This window comes from Hyunsoonleella sp. J2K-J805 (assembly GCF_057167125.1).
On sequence record NZ_CM169901.1, the window covers coordinates 1,646,405 to 1,671,220 of the forward strand.

Sequence of the window (24,816 nt, forward strand, 5' to 3'; positions counted from 1 at the left end):
TTGAACCCATTCTTATCCAAAATACTCGTAGATGTAGCTCGCAAGCGGCTGCAGAAAAAACAAACAGGTACACCTGTAAGTAAAAAGCAAGTGATTCCGCTGGCACAACGTTTGTATGTTGAATTGCAGCACACAATAAGTGAATACTTTTTTATTGTCATAGGGGTATTTTCAGCTGGCTTCGGACTTAAAGGGTTTTTACTTCCTAACAATTTTATTGATGGAGGTGCAACTGGTATTTCACTTTTGTTGGAAAATATAACGTCACTTAATCTTGGAGTGCTTCTAATATTGGTCAATATTCCTTTCATCTTTCTAGCTTCAAAAACCATTAGCACAAAGTTTGCATTACGAAGTGTTGCTGCAATTGCATTATTAGCATTCGTAGTTCACTTTGTAGAATACCCAACAATTACGGAAGACAAACTACTTATAGCTATTTTTGGAGGTTTCTTTTTAGGTTTGGGCATTGGTATGTCAATGCGGGGAAGAAGCGTTATTGATGGCACCGAAGTACTTGCCATTTATTTAAGCCGAAAACTTTCTGTCACTGTTGGTGATGTACTTCTAATTATCAATATCGTTATCTTTTCCTTTGGTGCTTATGTGCTTTCGGTTGAAACAGCGCTTTATGCCATATTGACTTATTTAGCAGCTGCACGAACAGTTGATTTTGTTGTTGAAGGTGTTGAGGAATATGTTGGACTCACAATTATTTCTGCAAAAAATGACGAAATTAAGTTGATGCTGACCAAAAAATTAGGTCGCGCCTGCACCATATACAAGGGCCAAGGTGGCTACGGAAAAGAAGGTGAAACAGGAGAAAAAGATATCATCTATACTGTTATTACCCGCTTGGAGTTACCAAGGCTAAGAACAGAAATTGATAAAATTGATAGAAAAGCGTTTCTCGTGATGGGTATTGTAAAAGATATCAAAGGCGGAATGATTAAGCGCAAACCATTTAAAGATTGAAATGAAGAAGCCCTATACCATTCAAAAAACACCATTTATAGTGCCCACTATTGATGGTAAAATTATAAAAGAACACTTTGGTAACGCTACTGATGGCAACTCTAAAATAAGTATTGCCCATATGATTGCACCTCCTGGCTGGAGCGAACCATTTCAAACGCCTGAGTTTGATGAATACACCTTTATCATCGGTGGAAAAAAACAATTTATTATAGATAATAAAAGTGTGGTTTTAGAAGCTGGTCAATCTATTAAAATTGAAAAAAACACCAGAGTGCAATACTCCAATCCGTTTTCTGAAGCTTGCGAATATATTGCTATTTGTACTCCTGCCTTTTCAATGAAATTGGTTAATAGAGAAGATTAAATGGAAAAATATCTTCCTAAAATTATTGGAGTTGTAATAAATATGCTGGGAGTTTTGGCACCAAACTATGCTGCTAAACTGGCAATGCAATTATTTGCAATTCCCAGAAAAGGCAAATTAAAAAACACAGAAATTCAGTTTTTAAAATCTGCTAAGAAAAAGGACTTTGAATATAAAGATTTTACTGTAAGAACCTATCAATGGATCGGTACTAAAAAAACCATTTTATTAGCGCATGGTTGGGAGAGCAACTCTTTTAGATGGAAGAACTTGATAGAATATCTTAAAAAGGAAAACCATAATATTATTGCCATAGATGCTCCCGCACATGGTGCCTCTGGCAACAAAGAATTTAATGCAATACTTTATTCTGAATGCATACATTTGGTAACCAATCACTTTCAACCCGATACCATTATTGGACATTCGGTTGGCGGGATGGCAACTGTTTTTGCGATACATACATTTCAAATAAATCATTTAAAACAACTTGTGCTTTTAGGGGCTCCCGATGCTTTTAAAGATATATTAATTCAATATGAAAACACACTTGGATACAGTCGGCGCGTAAAAAAAGCCATAAGAACCCATATTGTAAAAAAGTATAATTATGCTGCTGAACACTTTTCAACATCAAACTTTACTTCAAATTTAGACGTTAAAGCCCTTGTCATTCATGATAAAAAGGACAGAATTATACCATTTAGTGATGCATTAAAGATTCATAAAAAATTAAAAAGAGCTAATCTTATAGAGACCAATGGCTATGGCCATGGATTAAAATCCAAAGAAGTTTACAGTCATATTTTAAGCTTTTTGAGCGCATAGTTGTATTTTTGAATCATGTTTGAAACATCGTTAAAACGCATCAATAAATTTTTAAGTGAAGCTGGTTATTGCTCACGGCGCGAAGCTGATAAGCTCATTGCCGCAGGGCGTGTTACCATAAATGGCGTTGTTCCAGAAATGGGAACAAAAATCGCTCCTAATGATGTTGTTTCGGTAGATGGCGAAACCATAAAAAACACTAAAGAAGGATTTGTGTATCTGGCTTTCAACAAGCCTGTTGGTATCGTTTGCACAACGGATACTTCTGTTGAAAAAGATAATATCATTGACTTTATTAACTATCCAAAACGCATTTTTCCTATTGGAAGGTTGGATAAACCCAGTGAAGGACTAATTCTTTTAACTGATGATGGAGATATCGTTAATAAAATTCTTCGTGCCAGTAACAATCATGAAAAAGAATATATCGTTACAGTTGATAAACCTATTTCGCAAACCTTTGTTAATCGAATGACGGGTGGCATTTATCTTGAGGAATTAAAACAAACAACAAAGAAATGTAAGCTTGAAAAACTTGGACGCAACAAATTTAAAATTATTCTAACACAAGGATTAAATCGACAAATTCGACGTATGTGTGCTTATTTAAATTATGAAGTGCAAACTTTAAAACGTGTACGCATCATGAATATTAAGTTAGATGTTCCTATTGGGCAATATCGTGAGTTAACAAAGGATGAGTTTACAACGCTATCAAAACTTATTAGTGACTCAAAAAAGACGTTTACTCCAACAAAAACAGAGAAAAGAGGAAAATAACAGAGTTTATTAAATATTCTTATTTTTGACAAAATCTAAATAACATGATACGAACTTTAGCATTGATTTTAACCCTTGTAGGAATGGCAGGCCTAATTTTAGGCGTTTTAGGAATTTTTGGTACGCCAATAGTTAACTCTCTTAGTCCTTGGGCTTTGGCTATTTTAGGTCTTATCTTTTTTATAGCCGGAACTTCTATGTTTAAATATGGTAAAAAATCTGCATAAATATATATAACTATGGCAACTGTACAACCTTTTCATCTAGCTGTTCCTGTACATAATTTACAAGAGTGCAGAAGTTTTTATCGTGACGTTTTAGGTTGCGAAGAAGGCAGAAGTAGCGAACATTGGGTAGACTTTAATTTTTTTGGACACCAACTGGTCATTCATTATAAACCCAATGAAGATTCAAAAAATTTGCACACCAATGCTGTGGATGGAAAAGCTGTTCCTGTACCACATTTTGGCGTAGTTTTGTCTTGGGATGATTTTCAAAGTTTTGCTGAACGCCTTAAGCAACAGCGTATTAAATTTGTAATAGAACCTTATGTTAGATTTGAAGGTTTAGTTGGTGAGCAAGCTACAATGTTTTTTTATGACCCTTCGGGTAATGCATTAGAATTTAAAGCCTTTAAGGACATGTCTCAACTGTTTGCTAAATAACGTATTAACCGTGACGCTCCCTTGCTAAAAGGGTGTTTTTTAACAACATTGCGATAGTCATAGGGCCTACGCCTCCCGGAACTGGAGTGATATAACTTGCTTTTTTACTAACGCTTTCAAAATGCACATCGCCAGCAAGTCGGTAGCCATTCTTTTTAGTTTGATCTGGAACACGAGTAATGCCGACATCAATAATTACGGCATCTTCTTTTACCATATCTCCAGTTAAAAATTCTGAAATCCCAATTGCTGCAACAACGATATCCGCTGCTTGCGTAATTTCTTTTAAATTTTTAGAACGACTGTGCACTACTGTTACCGTTGCGTCACCTGCAGGACGCTTCTGACTCATCAGAATACTCATCGGTCGCCCCACGATGTGGCTTCGTCCCATAACCACAACATTTTTTCCAGAAGTTTCTATTTGATAACGCTCCAGCAATTCCATAATACCGTAAGGCGTTGCTGGCAAAAACGTCGGCAAATCTAATGCCATACGACCAACATTGGTAGGATGAAATCCATCTACATCTTTATCAGGATCTACAGCCATTAAAACCTTTTGCTCGTCAATTTGATCAGGCAAAGGTAGTTGTACAATAAACCCATCAATATCATCATCAGTATTTAACTGGTGTATTTTTTCTAGCAGTTCTTCTTCTGAAGTATACTCTGGCATTTCGATAAGTGTAGACTTAAAACCGATACGCTCGCAAGCTTTTACTTTAGCACCAACATAAGTCATACTTGCGCCATCAGAACCGACTAAGATTGCAGCCAAATGTGGTACTTTTTCACCTTTAGAAATCATGGATTGTACGTGTTCCGCAATTTCATTTTTTATGTCGCTACTTACTTTTTTACCATCTAAAATTGTCATGCTATATCTTTTTTTGCCACGAATTCACGAATACTTTTTCTCTCGCAAAGACCTAAAGGCGCAAAGTTTATCTGTTATTTATTTTACTGAAAACTACTTACTGAACACTGCGTACTTATCTCATGTTCTTCATCATCTGCATCATCTTCTTACCGCCACCACCTTGCATCATTTTCATCATTTTGCTCATTTGGTTAAATTGCTTCAACAGTTGATTTACCTCTTGCACAGAAGTCCCTGAACCTTTCGCAACACGTTTCTTTCTGCTGGCATTAAGCACAGATGGATTTGAGCGTTCTTTTGGGGTCATGGAGTGAATAATGGCTTCAATACCTTTAAAAGCATCATCATCAATATCCACATCTTTCATCATTTTGCCAGCGCCAGGAATCATACCAACGAGGTCTTTCATGTTCCCCATTTTCTTGATTTGCTGTATTTGCTTTAAGAAGTCATCAAACCCAAATTGGTTTTTGGCAATTTTCTTTTGAAGCTTGCGTGCTTCTTCTTCATCGAATTGTTCTTGGGCGCGTTCCACAAGAGATACTACATCACCCATTCCCAAAATACGATCGGCCATACGAGAGGGATAGAACACATCAATAGCTTCCATCTTCTCGCCGGTACCAATAAATTTTATAGGCTTGTTTACAACCGATTTAATTGAAATCGCAGCACCACCGCGCGTATCACCATCTAATTTGGTAAGAATTACACCATCAAAATTCAATATATCGTTGAAAGCTTTGGCTGTATTTACAGCATCTTGACCCGTCATAGAATCCACCACAAACAAAGTTTCCTGTGGTTGAATGGCTTTATGGATATTGGATATCTCGGTCATCATCCCCTCATCCACAGCCAAACGACCTGCGGTATCTATTATTACTACATTAAATCCATTTGCTTTGGCATGGGCAATACCAGCCTGGGCAATAGCTACAGGATCGTTATTGCCTTTATCGCTGTATACCTCAACATTTATTTGATCACCAACAACATGCAACTGGTCTATCGCTGCAGGACGGTACACGTCACAGGCCACCAATAACGGTTTTTTAGTTTTCTTATTTTTTAAATAATTAGCAAGCTTGCCAGAAAATGTAGTTTTACCAGAACCTTGTAAACCAGACATTAAAATTACACTTGGTGTTCCTGATAAATTTATCCCTTCGGCATCACCACCCATTAATTCGGTTAACTCATCCTTAACGATTTTTACCATTAATTGCCCTGGTTGTAACGTGGTTAATACGTTTTGCCCCAAAGCTTTTTCCTTTACACGGTTGGTAAATTCCTTGGCAATTTTAAAGTTAACGTCGGCATCTAAAAGCGCACGACGTACTTCTTTTAACGTTTCAGCTACGTTTACTTCGGTAATACTGCCGTGTCCTTTAAGAACGTGTAAGGCTTTATCTAGTTTATCGCTTAAATTATTAAACATAATTTTTTAGTATTCGGTAGACAGTAAATGGTCTGTCTTTTATATTAAAATTTTGAACTGCAAAAATAGCGAAATATTTGGTTTTTATGTGGTTGAATTGAGCATTTAGCTAAAAGGAATACGTAATTGCTTTTATGCAATATTTAGGTTAGTTTTTAGCTGCTCTTTGTTGACTTTGTCAGAAAAATTATCGAACTTCGTTCCTGCCTGCCGGCAGGCAGGTACCGGCGGATATAAGTCATTAAAACGACGTCATATCCACAAAGTTAGCCACAATTAAAACCTAAAATATGAAATACCCAATCACGACATTATTAGTTTTAATTTCAATCTCTTCATTTTCTCAAACTGTATACTACACTACTAATGGACAAAATAGAATTACTGAAGTTGAAGCATATAAAATGCTGTCCGAAAAAGTTGCTGAAACGAGTGAAAGGACGGGAAAAAAGCTTTATGGAAGTTTAACTATAAGTGAAACAGAAACTAAAAAAAATTCTATAATCTCCAGAATAACTTTTGCTATAAGTAGTAAAAAGTTTGAAAAGCTAATAAATCCTGGACCAATGTCTGAATATAAAAACAAGGAATTTCCAAAATTTGACTTAAATACCTTGGGGGTATAAAAATTTCAATTCAGAACAGTTAAAAGGTAAACCTACTATGATAAATTTTTGGTTTACAAATTGTAAACCTTGTATAGACGAAATGCCAGTCTTGAATGAAATAAAAGAAAAGTATAAAAATGAAGTCAATTTTATTGCTATAACATGGGAGAAGCAAGGAGATGTAGAGAATTTTCTAAAAAAACATCCCTTCGGATTTGAGCATCTTATTAATGCTAAAGACTTTACCAACCAAATAGGAATTCCATCCTATCCAATGAATTTGTTTTTAGATAAAAATGGTTTTTTGAAATATGTAAATGGTGGAGTTTCATATGAGAAGAACAAAGATGGAGAACTTAAAATGGGAAATGGAAATGAAATAATTGAGATTATAAAAAAACTAAAATAACTGTGGCTAACAAAGTATATAAAAAATTGCTATTCTGTGCTTAACCAATGGGAGTTGCTTTGTTTGCTAGCTTCTGATTTTCCTTCGGAAAATCCTCGCACTCAAACACGTAACATTTCATACACACAACCGGTAAACGAACCTCTCAAAAATAAAGCACCTTCTGCTAAATAAAACCAAAGCAAGCAAGCACACCCGCGTATTCTATGATAAAAACCAAATAAAATCTAGATAATTTATGTTGCAAATTTATAGGTATCCACGAAGGGCGAATCTCTATTTATCACTGCAAAAATTCGACTAATAATTTTACATCTTACATTATTTAAAATCAACATTTTATTTTTACCCTCCTCTTGTTTTCTTAGATAATATGCCCGTAGCTGTGCATCATGTTTAACCGCAGAGAGCGCGCACATTTGAAGCAGCGATTTCATTGTTTTATCCGCCATGTGATGCACCTTTGTCTTGCCTCTTATACTTGAGCCCGAACTGTACCCAAAAGGGGCAACACCTGCATAACAAGCTAGTTTCCTCGCCGAAGCAAATACCTCAAAGCCTTTTGTTGCTATTATAAAATAAATCGCTGTTTTCTCACCAACGCCCTTAACACTTTTTATGAGTTCGAATTGCCGGTTTAATTTAGGGGTTTGTTTTATAATATCTCGCATTTTGGCTTCAATAGACTTTAAGCTCATTTGGAGGAATTTTACGGTTTTCTTATTTTGGGATGCTATGGTGTTGTAGACATCGGGCGAGATAAAATCTTTATTTTCTTTAGTCATTCCAAATAGTAAAAGTGATTTTTTGAGTTTCTCGCGTTCTGTAAAAAGCAATTTTAACTGCTGTATTTCTTTCTTTGGAATACTTGAAAGTTTAAGCTTGTCTATATTCCTAATACTATAAAATGCAATATCACCTGCGTCAGACTTATCACTCTTACCTCGCGATATACCCTTGGATCGCTTAATCTCTACTGCTGGAACAATCCAATAATCAAAATTGTTATCAAAACAAAAGCAGCTTAATGGAAAGGTATAAACCCCTGTATTTTCAAAACAGAATAAGGTGTTCTCAAAATCAACACCGCACTGTTTTAACCTAAGGCGCATACCCTTTAAACCTTTGGCATTATTAGCAACAACAAAATGATCTTTTTGGCTGATGTCATTCTTATTAACCATAACAACATCTAGTTTTAATTTTGAAATGTCAATACCAACGTGAAACAAATAATTTTTCATAATTTTAACCTTAAGTAAATTAAAAATGTTGAACTTCTTTAGAACCTTTATTAGAGCTTTTATCTACTATTCTATTTGAAGCAATTCAACGGATATTCAAACTGAAAACAGAGGACTGATACGCGCGCTAAGTCTATCTTAGTTAGGGATATAGTTCACCTCTGTTTTCTTTTGAATAAAGGTAACTTTTACTCTGAATACAAACTAAAGGTTAGGGATAGTAGCGGCATCCTTTTTAAAATATTGAGAAGATAAATTTTAAAAAGAACTGTAATGATTAAGATTGCCACGTCGTACCTCCTCGCAATGACGTGTTTTTTAAAAAGATATAGCGGATAGCCCGACCCGACGCCTGCACTGAGCTTGTCGAAGTGTTAGGAGGGTAACGCCCAAAATAAAACTTTTATAAATTATGTGATTCCGCTTTTCAGCGAGATTCCTGCCTGCCGGCAGGCAGGAGTTCAACTTACAGTTTTGTATGCGCCCTTTTGGCTTTACAAAACTGAGTTTCAATAAAAAAAAGGCTGCCAAATTAAATTTAGCAGCCTTTATAAAGGAATCTTATCTTATTTAAGCAACCTACAAACTGAATACGTAAGATGTTCCTTTATCAACCAAAAGCAAAAAATTATTTCTCTGAAATCATGTTTTAGTTTCCCGTTTACACGGGAATGACAATTTCAAAATAGAAACCTCGAGACACAAGGCCTCGAGGGGTTTCCTTTAATTATTGTATATTTTCTAGAACTAATACGCGTTCTATTTCTCCGTTTGAATCGTAGTCTTTCAACTCGATTCTGTTAGGTGTAATCTCTTTGATTTTCCATCTGTGACGTAACTCAAAGAAAGGTGCATCGTCTGTTCTGAAGTTTAAACCTAAGTTTAAGCCTTCGTATCTGTACCCGTGCCAAGACCCTACGTAATTGTTTCCTTGTCCTTCGGCAAATAATTTTCCGTTTTCATTAAAACCGATTACGTAACCATCATAGTTCTCAGTTAAGTCGGCATCTAGTACCTGGTAAGATGCAACTTCCCATACACCACTAACTAAAACGTCAAGTATATAATTAATATCCTCATCTCCATCTGGACAGTCTCTTTCAAGTTCCATTTCATTATCGCCATTAATAAGCTTAATTTTATCTTCACTTAAGAACTGTATTAGCCATTGTAACTTCAGCTCAGGCCTTCCTTCAAGGTTAATTTCTAAACCAATGCCTGCGTTTCTTACCAGCACTTCATAAGTACCTTCAACTAATTCGCCATTAATTCTAATTTTAACAACATTGTTTTCAAAGAACTTTAACGGTGTACCAATGTATTGATCTTCTTTATAGGTATCATCTACTTCTAGTTCGGTAATTCTCCATAAACATTCTTTTAAGAAGTTCTCTACGCGCTCTTTGGTAATATCAACTACTACTTCACAGTTTCTTTTAAGGATAATTCTGTTGCCACCTTCTTCGTAGATTTTAATCTTCCCGTCTTCAAAATCGTATAACAACCATTCTAAAGTGAAATCTGCTAAATTATCGAACTCCATCTCTATAACAACACCTCTTCTTGTGCGCTCTAGATCCCACTCGCCAGTTAAAATATCACCGTTTCTTGATCGCATGGTTACCACCTCATCATCTTTAAAATTTATAACATATTGCTCAAACTCCTCATTAGCTTGGTTATCTCTTTTAAACTCATAAACAACCCAAGGGCATCTTTTTAAATAGTTCTCTAAACGCTCTTCGGAGTTATCCTCTTCTTCTTCACAGCTATCTTTAGCAGCTTCTATAATTTCTCTTAATTGTTCGTTATTTTCAGCAGTTAATACCGTACCGTCCTTTAATACCATGTTCACTGGAAAGTTAAGACTAGCAAAAACTTCTGAATTTTTCACACGCTTCATGAAAAAGTGCAGCTGTCTGTTATTTTCAATTTCTACAACTTCAATTACTTGAAAATCTCTATCAAATACTGAAAATGAAATTGGGAATTTAAAATCGATACATCTAATTTCTTTTTCTTCTTCCTCGTTATCGTCTTTACAATCAGCAATAAATTCTGATAATTCCTCAGCACCTTCTATGGTGATTTCTTCATGCTCTGAAGTAATAATCGTAATAGGGAATATGATATCTAAACGATCAATATCGTCTTCAAACTCTTCATACAATCTTTTTATCTTAATATAGTCTACTTCAGAATCAATTCTAATTTCAAGTCCGCGTACTTTTACAACAACTGGTAATTTTACAGAGATACAGCTTGTACCGTCTATAATATTGTCTTTAGAACCGTCGTTTTTAGAAGTTGCGCTTATAAAGCTTGTAAGTTCAGACGTTGCAGTAAGTGTTTCAGCCTCGTCTGGAGGAGTAATTTCAACAGTCTCCTCCTGACATGAGGTGAATAGTAATAGGGCAAAAAATGGTAATAATACTAAAAATTTAAACTTAGTTTTCATGGTATGTGTTTTTGGGTTAAACTTGTAAATCTTTTTTTTAACTTTCTAAATCTTAATGAGTAGATGTACTAAACGTTAAGATGTGCTTAAGCATTTTATTATAAAACAGGCTATCTTTAAAAACTCCTACCCCGCTTTCTAAAAAATTTTCAAAAAAATTAAATTCCAAATGCCAAAACCCTTATTTTAGAGGCATCAACCAACATTTTGTATGGCTAAACAATTACATGATAATATTTGCGAAGAGCGTATATTTTCATCCATATTTAATAAATACTCTAAAGACTTACACAACTTCTTATACTATAAGTTTGGCGAATTGTTGAATCCAAAAGACAAGGTGCAGGAAGCTTTTGTAAAGTTGTGGCAAAATTGCTCCAAGGTATCTCCAGAGAAAGCCAAAAGTTTCGTATTTACCACTGCCAATAATTTAATGCTGAATGAAGTAGCACATCAAAAAGTGGTATTGAAGCATCAACAGATGACCAAACCAAAAATAAGCACCAATGAGAGTCCTGAGTTTTTAATGCAGGAATCTGAATATAATGATAAACTGCAACGTGCTTTGGCAAATTTAACCGAACCGCAGCGAGTGGCCTTTATGATGAACCGTGTGGAAGGCAAACGTTTTAAGGAAATTGCAGAATTATTGGATATTTCTACCAAAGCAGTGGAAAAACGGATTTATGGGGCGTTGACGAAGTTGCGGAAGGAGATTAAGGAGTTGTAGGTCAGGTCTTAAGTTCAAAGTTTCAGGTTAAATTAAAAGCCCAATTTGAACCTTAAACATAAAACTTTGAACTTTTTTTAAAAAGAGGGTAGGAAAAATTAAAAGTAACCTGTTATATATTTGAATAACGACAAGATGAACAGAGAAGAACTCATATTAAAATGGTTAAATAACGATCTAAACGATCAGGAATTTGAGGCGTTTAAAGCCCTTGAAGACTATGATGAGTTAGTGAAGTTAAACCAAAATTTGCAAGGGTTTAAGGCAGATACTTACGATTCTGAAACAGAATTGCAAAATGTATTGTCTGCAATTAAAACTGAGCAAAAATCTAAAACCCTTTGGTTAAAACCACTAATGCGCGTTGCTGCTGTTATTTCTATTTGTTTTAGCGTGTACTATTACACCACCACGCTGGACGCAACAATTACTACACAGTTGGCTCAAAAAACCACTGTGGAATTGCCAGATGCATCTACCGTTTCCCTCAACGCAAAGTCGTTGTTAGCTTATAATAAAAACGATTGGAAAAAAGAACGTGATGTAGAGTTACAAGGTGAGGCCTTTTTTAAGGTAGCTAAAGGCTCTACATTTAACGTGAACACAACATCAGGAACCGTTACGGTTTATGGTACTCAATTTAATGTAAAACAACGGGACAATTATTTTGAGGTTATTTGCTACGAAGGATTAGTTGGGGTTACGTACAACACTCAAGAAACAAAATTAAAACCTGGAGACAGCTTTTTGGTTATCGATGAGAAAATTATTGCTAAAGAAAAAGAGTATCGCTCCACGCCTTCGTGGTTGAATAATGAAAGTGAGTTTATAAGTATACCGTTCAAACAAGTGGTAGCCGAATTTGAAAGACAATATGAGGTAACCGTTACTCTGGTAGGCGTAGATTCTACACAGTTGTTTACGGGGTCGTTTACCCATAAAAATATCGATGTTGCATTAAAATCTATTGCGTTACCTTTACAAGTAGCGTATAGTAAACAAAACAATACGATTATTTTAAAGCGTGAATAGAAAAGGACACCTTTTTCTTTTAGGTATCTTATTTTTTTTGAATGGTCTAAAAAGTTTCTCGCAAGCCAATCAAAAAACAAAACCGCTTGTTGCTGTTTTAAAAATACTTTCTGATCGTTATAACGTTAGTTTTTCTTATGTAGATGAAACTATTGCATCAGTTGAAACTGTGGTTCCTGATGAAGATATTTCTCTTGCCGATGCACTTTATGATCTTGAACTAGACACACAACTAAAGTTTAATATTATTAGCAAACGCTTTATTTCCATTGTTAAACCTTCAGAAAAAGATAAAACCATTCTTCGCGAGCAACTTGAAGAGGTGGTTGTAAGCAATTATTTAACATCTGGTATTACAAAACTTAATGATGGGGCACTCAACGTTAAGCCAGAACAATTTGGTATTCTCCCCGGATTAATTGAACCTGATATTTTGCAAACTATTCAAGCGCTTCCTGGTGTGTTTAGCGTTGAGGAATCCGTTTCAAATATTAATGTTCGTGGTGGCACGCACGATCAAAATTTAATCCTTTGGGACGGTATAAAAATGTACCAGTCTGGTCATTTTTTTGGGTTGATTTCAGCTTTTAACCCATATACTACAAAAAAAGTAAACGTTTCTAAAAACGGGACTAGAGCAAAGTTTGGTGATGGTATTTCCAGTGTTATCGATATGCAACTTTCCGATGTTATTGATGGCGAATTTACTGCTGGCATAGGTTCAAACTTAATTAATGCGCATGGTTATGCTAAAATACCTTTAACACATAATACCGAGTTACAACTTTCAACCAGACGCTCGATTACAGATTTCCTTGTTACGCCCACCTACGATCAATATTTTAAGCGTGTATTTCAAGATTCAGATTTATCAAATAATGCCCAAAACGATGCTATTATTTCTCAAAACGAAGACTTTTCATTCTATGATATCACAGCCAAATTTCTATATGATATTACAAAAAAGGACAAGTTGAGACTTCATTTTATGAACATCAATAACGCTCTAAATTATGAAGAGCGTTCCACCATAAACAACAGGGACGAAGCTCTTAACAGCAGTTTGTCACAGAAAAATTCTGCTTACGGAATAACTTATACCAGAGATTGGAGCAGCGTACTTTCTACTACAGCTCAATTTTACGTCACCAACTACGATTTAGACGCCACTAATTTTGATATTATTAATGAGCAACGTCTTATCCAAGAAAACGAAGTAGTTGATGGCTCGGCTAGATTAGATATCGATTACAAACCAAACCACAACTTTAAATTTAATTTAGGTTACCAAGCATCCGAAGTAGGTATTAGTAATTTGGAAGATGTTAACAAGCCTGTTTTCAGAAGTTTTATACGTGATGTGGTTAGAAGTAATTCCATATATGCAGAAAGCGCATTTCTTTCAACCAATGCTAAAACAAGATTGAATGTTGGCATGAGAGCGACACATTTAGATATCTATGATAATATACTTGTTGAACCGCGTATTAACTTTAGCCAACGTTTTTTGACTAATTTTAGATTAGAACTTTTAGGGGAACTTAAAAGTCAGACTACATCCCAAATTATAGATTTACAAAATGATTTTCTTGGTATTGAAAAACGAAGATGGATAGCTTCAAACGATAAAACCGAAGTAGAGGTAAATAATGGAAAATCGCTTTATCCCGTGCCCATTGTAAAAAGCAAACAAGTCTCGGCTGGTGTTCACTTTAATAAAAACAGATTTTTGATTAGTGCTGAAGCGTTTATCAAAAAAGTAGACGGTATAACTACCAGAAGCCAAGGGTTTCAAAACCAATATCAGTTTATATATGCCACTGGAAGTTATGAAATTAAAGGTATTGACCTTCTTATAAATAAACAATTTCAAGATGTAGTGAGTACATGGTTTGGGTATTCTTACAGTATTAATGATTATACCTTTCCAACACTAAACAACGGACAGCCTTTTCCAAATAATGCTGATGTTCGTCATTCACTTACTTTTGCAAGTACTTATACCTATAGAGATTTTAAACTTGCGGCAGGTTTCAACTGGTTTTCTGGAAGACCAACAACGCTTCCTCTTGTTCAAAATGAAGATGACACGAGAATAAGTTATTCTAGTCCCAATGCTTCACGTCTAGAAGATTATATGCGTACTGATGTTTCTGCTACCTATAATTTTAACCTATCGGAAGGGGCTAAAGCTGTTATAGGCGCTTCACTTTGGAATGTTTTAAACAAAAAAAACATCCTTAATCGTTATTATATTTTGAATGCTGATAATGAAATTACTCCAATTGAAAATATTTCTCTTGGCATAACGCCCAATATAAGTTTTAGAGTAATATTTTAAGTTTTCTATTTGGGTACCTGCCTACCTGCGGTATCACAGGCAGGTTACCCTCGATGTAAATTACTCGCTATTGATTTAATATTCGTGCTCGGGTCGAGCCCTGCCTGCCGGCAGGCAGGCTTTCACTACTCAATCCCTCCTACGTCGGGGATTTCAAACACCTGTGCTGAGCGCAGTCGAAGCATACCGCTCAATCCCTTACGCGGGTACCTTTACTAACATATGTCAAAACCCTTTTTACAAAACATTTTTGCCACATAAAAAAACCCTGTGAAAGCAAATTCACAGGGTTAATTCAAAGATTCTATAAAACTGATAAAATTACTTTTCTATAACTATCTTTTTGGTTATTGTTCTAAACTCTGATACAAAGTTTACAACATACATACCTTTTGCGAATCTATTAGTATTAATGGTTAACACACCTAATTTTAAATCTTCCGCAGAACCACTTAATACCAGTCTTCCTCTTACATCCATAATGTTGTAATTCATGTCTTCATTTTCAAATAATCTAATTTCAACATTCAAATCATTTACAACTGGGTTAGGATAAAGTCTTACCTCATCATTTTGTCTGATAAACGATGCTTCAAATTCTTCGTAACTAGAATAAGTAGCAATATATCCTGCTAAATCATCATCATTAGGCCCTCTACCAGTTGTATTGTTTCCATTTTTAGCTCTGTACTTGTTAAAGAAGTGGCAGAACCATTTAGAACCTATTACAAGATTTATCGCTCCTCTCACATCTAAAGACGCACAAATATTGTTTTCCTCTACAAGATGCAACACATCAAAACCAGTAGTCTTACCTAATTGCACAATGCTTAAATCTAATGCTGCAGGATCGTACACCAAGCTATGTATTCTGTAGAATCCTTGATGATCAACAGTAAACTCTGGTGTTCCAGATACTTGTAAAATTGTTAAGGAATAAGCCTCTGTTAAAACGTACAACTGTGCATATCCATCTGGTATATGCGGTTGTTGCTGGAACTTAGCAGAAAGTGTAGCTTCTCCTCCTTCTAAACACTGAATTGGTTTTGGTGAGTACATTTTTCCTGACGAAGCCTCACATAGTTCCTCTTCCTCTTCTTCAACATGGATAGGTGCTCCTGCAACATCTAACGATGCACATAAATCGCCACCTCCTTGAATTAATAAACTATTAACATCAAAACCTGTTGTTTCTCCTAACACAACAATACTTAAATCTAAATCTGCTGGATAAACAAAAGTGTGGATGGTATAATTCCCTGCCGAATCTACTGTAAATTCTGGCGTATCGGCAACTTGTCTGATTACCAAACCATCACCTTCAGTCAGCACATACAAAGTCTTAAATCCTGATGGTACATTGGCATCTCCACCTGGCACTGCAGAAATCATAGCACTTCCATTTGATAAGGTTACGTTACTTTCTGTAGCGTGTAACGTTCCTGCATCAGCAGTACAAGACTCTTCTTCAACATGGATAGGTGCTCCTGCAACATCTAACGATGCACAGATACCTGCACCCTCAACTAGACTCAATACTTTATTACCTGACGTCTCACCAAAAGTTATGACACCTAAATCTAGGAAATTAGAACTATTTTCTCGTGCGTCGTATACCAACGTGTGGATGGTGTAACGTCCTGCTTCGCTTACCTCAAAGCTTGGTGCGTTACCTACGGCTTCGATCACTAAGTCTGTTCCTGACGTTAATACAAATAGCTTACTGTAACCTGATGGTACGTTGATGTTACCGTCGGCTGTAGCGCTTATTGTTACGTTATCTCCTGTTAAGGTTACCTCAGAAGCATCTGCTGTTAATGTACCTGCATCTGCTGTACATGTTTCTATCTCTACTGGTGCGCCTGCCGCATCCAACGATGCGCAAATGCCTGCTGCTCCTACTAGGTTTAACACGTCTACACCTGTTGTTTGACCAAACTCTACAACACCTAAATCTAGGAAGTTGGCACTCTCTGGTCTTGCATCATACACTAAAGTATGGATGGTGTAACGTCCTGCTTCGCTTACCTCAAAGCTTGGTGCGTTACCTACGGCTTCGATGACCAATGCTTCACTAGAGGTTAATACAAATAGCTTACTGTAACCTGATGGTACGTTGATGTTACCGTCGGCCGTAGCGCTTATTGTTACGCTATCTCCTGTTAAGGTCACCTCAGAAGCATCTGCTGTTAATGTACCTGCATCTGCTGTACATGTTTCTATCTCTACTGGTGCGCCTGCTGCATCTAAGGATGCACAAATGCCTGCTGCGCCTACTAGGTTTAACACGTCTACACCTGTTGTTTGACCAAACTCTACAACACCTAAATCTAGGAAGTTGGCACTCTCTGGTCTTGCATCATACACTAAAGTATGGATGGTGTAACGTCCTGCTTCGCTTACCTCAAAGCTTGGTTCTGAGCCTACTGCCTCTATTACTAAAGCTTCACCTGAGGTTAATACAAATATTTTGCTGTAACCTGATGGTACGTTAATATTACCGTCGGCCGTAGCGCTTATTGTTACGTTATCTCCTGTTAGGGTTACCTCAGAAGCATCCGCTGTTAATGTGCCTGCATCTGCTGTACATGTTTCTACCTCTACCGGTGCGCCTGCTGCATCTAATGATGCACAAATGCCTGCTGCTCCTACTAGGTTTAACACGTCTACACCTGTTGTTTGACCGAACTCTACAACACCTAAATCTAGGAAGTTGGCACTCTCTGGTCTTGCATCATACACTAAAGTGTGGATGGTGAAACGTCCTGATTCGCTTACCTCAAAGCTTGGTGATGCTCCTACGGCTTCGATCACTAAGTCTGTTCCTGACGTTAATACAAATATCTTGCTGTAACCTGATGGTACGTTGATGTTACCGTCGGCCGTAGCGCTTATCGTTACGCTATCTCCTGTTAAGGTCACCTCAGAAGCATCCGCTGTTAATGTGCCTGCATCTGCTGTACATGTTTCTACCTCTACCGGTGCGCCTGCTGCATCTAATGATGCACAAATGCCTGCTGCTCCTACTAGGTTTAACACGTCTACACCTGTTGTTTGACCGAACTCTACAACACCTAAATCTAGGAAGTTGGCACTCTCTGGTCTTGCATCATACACTAAAGTGTGGATGGTGAAACGTCCTGATTCGCTTACCTCAAAGCTTGGTGATGCTCCTACGGCTTCGATCACTAAGTCTGTTCCTGACGTTAATACAAATATCTTGCTGTAACCTGATGGTACGTTGATGTTACCGTCGGCCGTAGCGCTTATCGTTACGCTATCTCCTGTTAAGGTCACCTCAGAAGCATCCGCTGTTAATGTTCCTGCGTCTGCTGTACATGTTTCTATCTCTACTGGTGCGCCTGCCGCATCCAACGATGCGCAAATGCCTGCTGCTCCTACTAGGTTTAACACGTCTACACCTGTTGTTTGACCAAACTCTACAACACCTAAATCTAGGAAGTTGGCACTCTCTGGTCTTGCATCATACACTAAAGTATGGATGGTGTAACGTCCTGCTTCGCTTACCTCAAAGCTTGGTGCGTTACCTACGGCTTCGATGACCAATGCTTCACTAGAGGTTAATACAAATAGCTTACTGTAACCTGATGGTACGTTGATGTTACCGTCGGCCGTAGCGCTTATTGTTACGCTATCTCCTGTTAAGGTCACCTCAGAAGCATCTGCTGTTAATGTACCTGCATCTGCTGTACATGTTTCTATCTCTACTGGTGCGCCTGCTGCATCTAAGGATGCACAAATGCCTGCTGCGCCTACTAGGTTTAACACGTCTACACCTGTTGTTTGACCAAACTCTACAACACCTAAATCTAGGAAGTTGGCACTCTCTGGTCTTGCATCATACACTAAAGTATGGATGGTGTAACGTCCTGCTTCGCTTACCTCAAAGCTTGGTGCGTTACCTACGGCTTCGATGACCAATGCTTCACTAGAGGTTAATACAAATAGCTTACTGTAACCTGATGGTACGTTGATGTTACCGTCGGCCGTAGCGCTTATCGTTACGCTATCTCCTGTTAAGGTTACTTCAGAAGCATCTGCTGTTAATGTACCTGCATCTGCTGTACATGTTTCTATCTCTACTGGTGCGCCTGCTGCATCTAAGGATGCACAAATGCCTGCTGCGCCTACTAGGTTTAACACGTCTACACCTGTTGTTTGACCAAACTCTACAACACCTAAATCTAGGAAGTTGGCACTCTCTGGTCTTGCATCATACACTAAAGTATGGATGGTGTAACGTCCTGCTTCGCTTACCTCAAAGCTTGGTGCGTTACCTACGGCTTCGATGACCAATGCTTCACTAGAGGTTAATACAAATAGCTTACTGTAACCTGATGGTACGTTGATGTTACCGTCGGCCGTAGCGCTTATTGTTACGCTATCTCCTGTTAAGGTCACCTCAGAAGCATCTGCTGTTAATGTACCTGCATCTGCTGTACATGTTTCTATCTCTACTGGTGCGCCTGCTGCATCTAAGGATGCACAAATGCCTGCTGCGCCTACTAGGTTTAACACGTCTACACCTGTTGTTTGACCAAACTCTACAACACCTAAATCTAGGAAGTTGGCACTCTCTGGTCTTGCATCATACACTAAAGTGTGGATGGTGAAACGTCCTGATTCGCTTACCTCAAAGCTTGGTGATGCCCCTACGGCTTCGATCACTAAGTCTGTTCCTGACGTTAATACAAATAGCTTACTGTAACCTGATGGTACGTTGATGTTACCGTCGGCCGTAGCGCTTATCGTTACGCTATCTCCTGTTAAGGTCACCTCAGAAGCATCCGCTGTTAATGTTCCTGCGTCTGCTGTACATGTTTCTATCTCTACTGGTGCGCCTGCCGCATCCAACGATGCGCAAATGCCTGCTGCTCCTACTAGGTTTAACACGTCTACACCTGTTGTTTGACCAAACTCTACAACACCTAAATCTAGGAAGTTGGCACTCTCTGGTCTTGCATCATACACTAAAGTATGGATGGTGTAACGTCCTGCTTCGCTTACCTCAAAGCTTGGTGCGTTACCTACGGCTTCGATGACCAATGCTTCACTAGAGGTTAATACAAATAGCTTACTGTAACCTGATGGTACGTTGATGTTACCGTCGGCCGTAGCGCTTATTGTTACGCTATCTCCTGTTAAGGTCACCTCAGAAGCATCTGCTGTTAATGTACCTGCATCTGCTGTACATGTTTCTATCTCTACTGGTGCGCCTGCTGCATCTAAGGATGCACAAATGCCTGCTGCGCCTACTAGGTTTAACACGTCTACACCTGTTGTCTGACCGAACTCTACAACACCTAAATCTAAGAAGTTGGCACTCTCTGGTCTTGCATCATACACTAAAGTATGGATGGTGAAACGTCCTGATTCGCTTACCTCAAAGCTTGGTGATGCTCCTACGGCTTCGATCACTAAGTCTGTTCCTGACGTTAATACAAATAGCTTACTGTAACCTGATGGTACGTTGATGTTACCGTCGGCCGTAGCGCTTATCGTTACGCTATCTCCTGTTAAGGTCACCTCAGAAGCATCCGCTGTTAATGTTCCTGCGTCTGCTGTACATGTTTCTATCTCTACCGGTGCGCCTGCCGCATCCAACGATGCGCAAATGCCTGCTGCGCCTACTAGGTTTAACACGTCTACACCTGTTGTTTGACCAAACTCTACAACACCTAAATCTAGGAAGTTGGCACTCTCTGGTCTTGCATCATACACTAAAGTATGGATGGTGTAACGTCCTGCTTCGCTTACCTCAAAGCTTGGTGCGTTACCTACGGCTTCGATGACCAATGCTTCACTAGAGGTTAATACAAATAGCTTACTGTAACCTGATGGTACGTTGATGTTACCGTCGGCCGTAGCGCTTATTGTTACGCTATCTCCTGTTAAGGTTACTTCAGAAGCATCTGCTGTTAATGTACCTGCATCTGCTGTACATGTTTCTACCTGTACTGGTGCGCCTGCTGCATCTAAGGATGCACAAATGCCTGCTGCGCCTACTAGGTTTAACACGTCTACACCTGTTGTCTGACCGAACTCTACAACACCTAAATCTAAGAAGTTGGCACTCTCTGGTCTTGCATCATACACTAAAGTATGGATGGTGTAACGTCCTGCTTCGCTTACCTCAAAGCTTGGTGCGTTACCTACGGCTTCGATGACCAATGCTTCACTAGAGGTTAATACAAATAGCTTACTGTAACCTGATGATACGTTGATGTTACCGTCGGCTGTAGCGCTTATTGTTACGTTATCTCCTGTTAAGGTTACCTCAGAAGCATCTGCTGTTAATGTACCTGCATCTGCTGTACATGTTTCTACCTCTACCGGTGCGCCTGCTGCATCTAAGGATGCACAAATGCCTGCTGCGCCTACTAGGTTTAACACGTCTACACCTGTTGTTTGACCAAACTCTACAACACCTAAATCTAGGAAGTTGGCACTCTCTGGTCTTGCATCATACACTAAAGTATGGATGGTGAAACGTCCTGATTCGCTTACCTCAAAGCTTGGTGATGCTCCTACGGCTTCGATCACTAAGTCTGTTCCTGACGTTAATACAAATATCTTGCTGTAACCTGATGGTACGTTGATGTTACCGTCGGCCGTAGCGCTTATTGTTACGCTATCTCCTGTTAGGGTTACCTCAGAAGCATCCGCTGTTAATGTGCCTGCATCTGCTGTACATGTTTCTACCTCTACCGGTGCGCCTGCTGCATCTAATGATGCACAAATGCCTGCTGCGCCTACTAGGTTTAACACGTCTACACCTGTTGTTTGACCAAACTCTACAACACCTAAATCTAGGAAGTTGGCACTCTCTGGTCTTGCATCATACACTAAAGTATGGATGGTGAAACGTCCTGATTCGCTTACCTCAAAGCTTGGTGATGCTCCTACGGCTTCGATCACTAAGTCTGTTCCTGACGTTAATACAAATATCTTGCTGTAACCTGATGGTACGTTAATATTACCGTCGGCCGTAGCGCTTATTGTTACGTTATCTCCTGTTAAGGTTACCTCAGAAGCATCTGCTGTTAATGTACCTGCATCTGCTGTACATGTTTCTACCTCTACCGGTGCGCCTGCTGCATCTAATGATGCACAAATGCCTGCTGCGCCTACTAGGTTTAACACGTCTACACCTGTTGTCTGACCGAACTCTACAACACCTAAATCTAGGAAGTTGGCACTCTCTGGTCTTGCATCATACACTAAAGTGTGGATGGTGAAACGTCCTGATTTGCTTACCTCAAAGCTTGGTGCGTTACCTACGGCTTCGATCACTAAGTCTGTTCCTGACGTTAATACAAATATCTTGCTGTAACCTGATGGTACGTTGATGTTACCGTCGGCCGTAGCGCTTATTGTTACGCTATCTCCTGTTAAGGTTACCTCAGAAGCATCTGCTGTTAATGTACCTGCATCTGCTGTACATGTTTCTACCTGTACTGGTGCGCCTGCTGCATCTAAGGATGCACAAATGCCTGCTGCGCCTACTAGGTTTAACACGTCTACACCTGTTGTTTGACCGAACTCTACAACACCTAAATCTAAGAAGTTGGCACTCTCTGGTCTTGCATCATACACTAAAGTATGGATGGTGTAACGTCCTGCTTCGCTTACCTCAAAGCTTGGTGCGTTACCTACGGCTTCGATGACCAATGCTTCACTAGAGGTTAATACAAATAGCTTACTGTAACCTGATGGTACGTTGATGTTACCGTCGGCTGTAGCGCTTATTGTTACGCTATCTCCTGTTAAGGTTACCTCAGAAGCATCCGCTGTTAATGTACCTGCATCTGCTGTACATGTTTCTACCTCTACCGGTGCGCCTGCTGCATCTAAGGATGCACAAATGCCTGCTGCGCCTACTAGGTTTAACACGTCTACACCTGTTGTTTGACCGAACTCTACAACACCTAAATCTAGGAAGTTGGCACTCTCTGGTCTTGCATCATACACTAAAGTGTGGATGGTGAAACGTCCTGATTCGCTTACCTCAAAGCTTGGTTCTGAGCCTACTGCCTCTATTACTAAAGCTTCACCTGAGGTTAATACAAATATCTTGCTGTAACCTGATGGTACGTTAATATTACCGTCGGCCGTAGCGCTTATTGTTACGCTATCTCCTGTTAGGGTTACTTCAGAAGCATCCGCTGTTAATGTGCCTGCGTCTGCTGTACATGTTTCTACCTGTACTGGTGCGCCTGCTGCATCTAATGATGCACAAATGCCTGCTGCTCCTACTAGGTTTAACACGTCTACACCTGTTGTTTGACCGAACTCTACAACACCTAAATCTAAGAAGTTGGCACTCTCTGGTCTTGCATCATACACTAAAGTGTGGATGGTGAAACGTCCTGCTTCGCTTACCTCAAAGCTTGGTGCGTTACCTACGGCTTCGATGACCAATGCTTCACTAGAGGTTAATACAAATAGCTTACTGTAACCTGATGGTACGTTGATGTTACCGTCGGCCGTAGCGCTTATTGTTACGCTATCTCCTGTTAGGGTTACCTCAGAAGCATCCGCTGTTAATGTGCCTGCATCTGCTGTACATGTTTCTACCTCTACCGGTGCGCCTGCTGCATCTAATGATGCACAAATGCCTGCTGCGCCTACTAGGTTTAACACGTCTACACCTGTTGTTTGACCAAACTCTACAACACCTAAATCTAGGAAGTTGGCACTCTCTGGTCTTGCATCATACACTAAAGTATGGATGGTGAAACGTCCTGATTCGCTTACCTCAAAGCTTGGTGCGTTACCTACGGCTTCGATCACTAAGTCTGTTCCTGAGGTTAATACAAATATTTTGCTGTAACCTGATGGTACGTTGATGTTACCGTCGGCCGTAGCGCTTATTGTTACGCTATCTCCTGTTAGGGTTACTTCAGAAGCATCCGCTGTTAATGTGCCTGCGTCTGCTAAACAAGGCTCTGGTTCTTCACCGCCGCCTCCAGCGAATTCTAAAATTGTAGATATACCTGTTACATCTAACGAAGCGCACAAACCATTAGCTGAAACTAACGCTAATACATCTGCAGCTGCGGTTTCTCCAAACGATACAACACTTAGATCTAGAAAATCATCGCTATCCGATCTGGCATCGTAAACTAGTGTATGAACCGTGTATTTACCCGATTCTTCAACCGTAAAACTAGGGGTATTGCTAACTTGCTCGATTATAAGGTTATCACCAGAAGTTAAAACGAATAATCTGGAGAACCCTTGAGGAACGACGACATCACCGCTGGGTGAAGCTTCTATGTAACCAACACCGTTTGATGCTGAACCACTTATAGAATTCAAAGTTCCTGCATCTGCTAGACATTCTGCTGCACCGACACCATCATTTATTGAAATGATGACGCTAATGGTATCACATGCCAAACCAAAGGCATGATCAAACCTATAAAGTTCAGCTCTGACTTGAAATGTTCCTGTCCCTAAATTCCAGGCTCCATTACCTGCGGGAAATGTATAAGGAGGAAGATTTTCTACGACGTTGTAGGTTTGATGCGTAGACAAATCTTCAATTGTGTACTTGACACTTTCTGAAAATCCATTGACCTTCAAATTGAGATAAAAGTGTTCCGGTAAGTCATTTATACTGTATACACCATTGTTTTCAATAGATATCATTTCATGACCATTAGAGAACTCAAGTCCTGTAATGTAACCACAATCAGTATCTGCTGAAACCTGAAATGAGAACAATAAAAATGAGAAAAAAGCTAATAAAAATGATTTGGGGGTTTGGAAGGATAATTTTTCTTTCATTTTTTGCTGTTTATGTTTTAAGCGATAAAGTTAAACAAAATATATTTATGTTTAATTTTGATTTGGATTATTTCAACAAAAAATAAGTTAAACAACAATCTTAAGTCATTTTTGAAAGATTTTTCTAATGGCATTATAAGTGAAAAAAACAAAAACTATATCAACTCCAAAAGCAGGATGATAGTTTATCTAAATTTTTTTTTATTTGAATTGATAATTGCCTAATTTTCAGAAAATTGAAA

General features: G+C 38.6%; 16 protein-coding genes. 11 read left to right on the forward strand and 5 right to left on the reverse strand.

Annotated features, from left to right (window positions below; all coding sequences use genetic code 11):
• Genes AC1B0Z_RS07215 through AC1B0Z_RS07240 form a run of 6 tightly spaced genes read left to right on the forward strand, consistent with a single transcriptional unit; the run spans window position 1 to window position 3,615 of the window.
• The gene (locus tag AC1B0Z_RS07215) at window positions 1-975 is read left to right on the forward strand and encodes a YitT family protein (RefSeq protein WP_483794946.1); all 975 of its coding nucleotides are present in this window, start codon (window positions 1-3) and stop codon (window positions 973-975) included.
• Between the two features lies 1 nt (window position 976).
• Entirely contained in the window at window positions 977-1,342 is a 366-nt protein-coding gene (locus tag AC1B0Z_RS07220) for a cupin domain-containing protein (protein ID WP_483794947.1), read from the forward strand.
• Complete coding sequence (locus AC1B0Z_RS07225) at window positions 1,343-2,170, forward strand: alpha/beta hydrolase (RefSeq protein ID WP_483794948.1); 828 nt, start codon at window positions 1,343-1,345, stop codon at window positions 2,168-2,170.
• 15 nt (window positions 2,171-2,185) lie between these two features.
• The gene (locus AC1B0Z_RS07230) at window positions 2,186-2,950 is read left to right on the forward strand and encodes a pseudouridine synthase (protein ID WP_483794949.1); all 765 of its coding nucleotides are present in this window, start codon (window positions 2,186-2,188) and stop codon (window positions 2,948-2,950) included.
• A gap of 44 nt (window positions 2,951-2,994) precedes the next feature.
• Window positions 2,995-3,177 carry a hypothetical protein gene (locus tag AC1B0Z_RS07235; RefSeq protein ID WP_130965698.1) on the forward strand — a complete coding sequence of 61 codons (183 nt, stop codon included), beginning with the start codon at window positions 2,995-2,997 and terminating at the stop codon, window positions 3,175-3,177.
• Between the two features lie 12 nt (window positions 3,178-3,189).
• A complete protein-coding gene (locus tag AC1B0Z_RS07240; protein ID WP_483794950.1) occupies window positions 3,190-3,615 on the forward strand; it encodes a VOC family protein in 426 nt (141 codons plus the stop codon).
• Window positions 3,616-3,619: 4 nt separating this feature from the next.
• Here the strand turns inward: AC1B0Z_RS07240 and folD are convergent, their stop codons facing one another.
• Window positions 3,620-4,495 carry a bifunctional methylenetetrahydrofolate dehydrogenase/methenyltetrahydrofolate cyclohydrolase FolD gene (gene folD / locus AC1B0Z_RS07245; RefSeq protein WP_483794951.1) on the reverse strand — a complete coding sequence of 292 codons (876 nt, stop codon included), beginning with the start codon at window positions 4,493-4,495 and terminating at the stop codon, window positions 3,620-3,622.
• Window positions 4,496-4,610: 115 nt separating this feature from the next.
• Complete coding sequence (gene ffh, locus AC1B0Z_RS07250) at window positions 4,611-5,939, reverse strand: signal recognition particle protein (protein WP_483794952.1); 1,329 nt, start codon at window positions 5,937-5,939, stop codon at window positions 4,611-4,613.
• A gap of 290 nt (window positions 5,940-6,229) precedes the next feature.
• Here ffh and AC1B0Z_RS07255 point away from each other — a divergent pair, with 290 nt between their 5' ends.
• Together AC1B0Z_RS07255 and AC1B0Z_RS07260 are read left to right on the forward strand one after the other, a co-directional pair.
• Entirely contained in the window at window positions 6,230-6,565 is a 336-nt protein-coding gene (locus AC1B0Z_RS07255; protein WP_483794953.1) for a hypothetical protein, read from the forward strand.
• Between the two features lie 37 nt (window positions 6,566-6,602).
• A complete protein-coding gene (locus tag AC1B0Z_RS07260; RefSeq protein WP_483794954.1) occupies window positions 6,603-6,956 on the forward strand; it encodes a TlpA family protein disulfide reductase in 354 nt (117 codons plus the stop codon).
• 236 nt (window positions 6,957-7,192) lie between these two features.
• Here AC1B0Z_RS07260 and AC1B0Z_RS07265 read toward each other — a convergent pair whose 3' ends face one another.
• Together AC1B0Z_RS07265 and AC1B0Z_RS07270 are read right to left on the reverse strand one after the other, a co-directional pair.
• A complete protein-coding gene (locus AC1B0Z_RS07265) occupies window positions 7,193-8,200 on the reverse strand; it encodes an IS110 family transposase (RefSeq protein WP_483794955.1) in 1,008 nt (335 codons plus the stop codon).
• Between the two features lie 727 nt (window positions 8,201-8,927).
• Window positions 8,928-10,658: a hypothetical protein gene (locus AC1B0Z_RS07270; protein WP_483794956.1), complete on the reverse strand. Its 1,731-nt coding sequence runs from the start codon at window positions 10,656-10,658 to the stop codon at window positions 8,928-8,930.
• 211 nt (window positions 10,659-10,869) lie between these two features.
• On the opposite strand from AC1B0Z_RS07270, the gene AC1B0Z_RS07275 reads away from it, so the two are divergent.
• From AC1B0Z_RS07275 to AC1B0Z_RS07285, 3 genes are all read left to right on the forward strand, one after another.
• Window positions 10,870-11,388: an RNA polymerase sigma factor gene (locus AC1B0Z_RS07275; RefSeq protein ID WP_483794957.1), complete on the forward strand. Its 519-nt coding sequence runs from the start codon at window positions 10,870-10,872 to the stop codon at window positions 11,386-11,388.
• A 120-nt stretch (window positions 11,389-11,508) separates the two neighbouring features.
• Window positions 11,509-12,420: a FecR family protein gene (locus AC1B0Z_RS07280; RefSeq protein ID WP_483794958.1), complete on the forward strand. Its 912-nt coding sequence runs from the start codon at window positions 11,509-11,511 to the stop codon at window positions 12,418-12,420.
• Window positions 12,413-14,761 (forward strand): TonB-dependent receptor plug domain-containing protein, encoded by a 2,349-nt coding sequence (locus AC1B0Z_RS07285; RefSeq protein WP_483794959.1) that lies wholly within the window; start codon window positions 12,413-12,415, stop codon window positions 14,759-14,761. Before AC1B0Z_RS07280 ends, AC1B0Z_RS07285 begins: the two co-directional genes overlap by 8 nt.
• 321 nt (window positions 14,762-15,082) lie before the next feature.
• On the opposite strand, the gene AC1B0Z_RS07290 is transcribed toward AC1B0Z_RS07285, so the two are convergent.
• Window positions 15,083-24,574, reverse strand: a complete 9,492-nt coding sequence (locus tag AC1B0Z_RS07290; protein WP_483794960.1) for a T9SS type A sorting domain-containing protein — start codon at window positions 24,572-24,574, stop codon at window positions 15,083-15,085.
• Window positions 24,575-24,816: the final 242 nt, after the last annotated feature.

Coding starts and splice junctions, on each gene's coding strand:
- AC1B0Z_RS07220 (WP_483794947.1), top strand. CDS start 977: ATGAAGAAGCCCTATACCATTCAAAAAACACCATTTATAGTGCCCACT.
- AC1B0Z_RS07225 (WP_483794948.1), top strand. CDS start 1,343: ATGGAAAAATATCTTCCTAAAATTATTGGAGTTGTAATAAATATGCTG.
- AC1B0Z_RS07230 (WP_483794949.1), top strand. CDS start 2,186: ATGTTTGAAACATCGTTAAAACGCATCAATAAATTTTTAAGTGAAGCT.
- AC1B0Z_RS07235 (WP_130965698.1), top strand. CDS start 2,995: ATGATACGAACTTTAGCATTGATTTTAACCCTTGTAGGAATGGCAGGC.
- AC1B0Z_RS07240 (WP_483794950.1), top strand. CDS start 3,190: ATGGCAACTGTACAACCTTTTCATCTAGCTGTTCCTGTACATAATTTA.
- folD (WP_483794951.1), bottom strand. CDS start 4,495: ATGACAATTTTAGATGGTAAAAAAGTAAGTAGCGACATAAAAAATGAA.
- ffh (WP_483794952.1), bottom strand. CDS start 5,939: ATGTTTAATAATTTAAGCGATAAACTAGATAAAGCCTTACACGTTCTT.
- AC1B0Z_RS07255 (WP_483794953.1), top strand. CDS start 6,230: ATGAAATACCCAATCACGACATTATTAGTTTTAATTTCAATCTCTTCA.
- AC1B0Z_RS07260 (WP_483794954.1), top strand. CDS start 6,603: ATGATAAATTTTTGGTTTACAAATTGTAAACCTTGTATAGACGAAATG.
- AC1B0Z_RS07265 (WP_483794955.1), bottom strand. CDS start 8,200: ATGAAAAATTATTTGTTTCACGTTGGTATTGACATTTCAAAATTAAAA.
- AC1B0Z_RS07270 (WP_483794956.1), bottom strand. CDS start 10,658: ATGAAAACTAAGTTTAAATTTTTAGTATTATTACCATTTTTTGCCCTA.
- AC1B0Z_RS07275 (WP_483794957.1), top strand. CDS start 10,870: ATGGCTAAACAATTACATGATAATATTTGCGAAGAGCGTATATTTTCA.
- AC1B0Z_RS07290 (WP_483794960.1), bottom strand. CDS start 24,574: ATGAAAGAAAAATTATCCTTCCAAACCCCCAAATCATTTTTATTAGCT.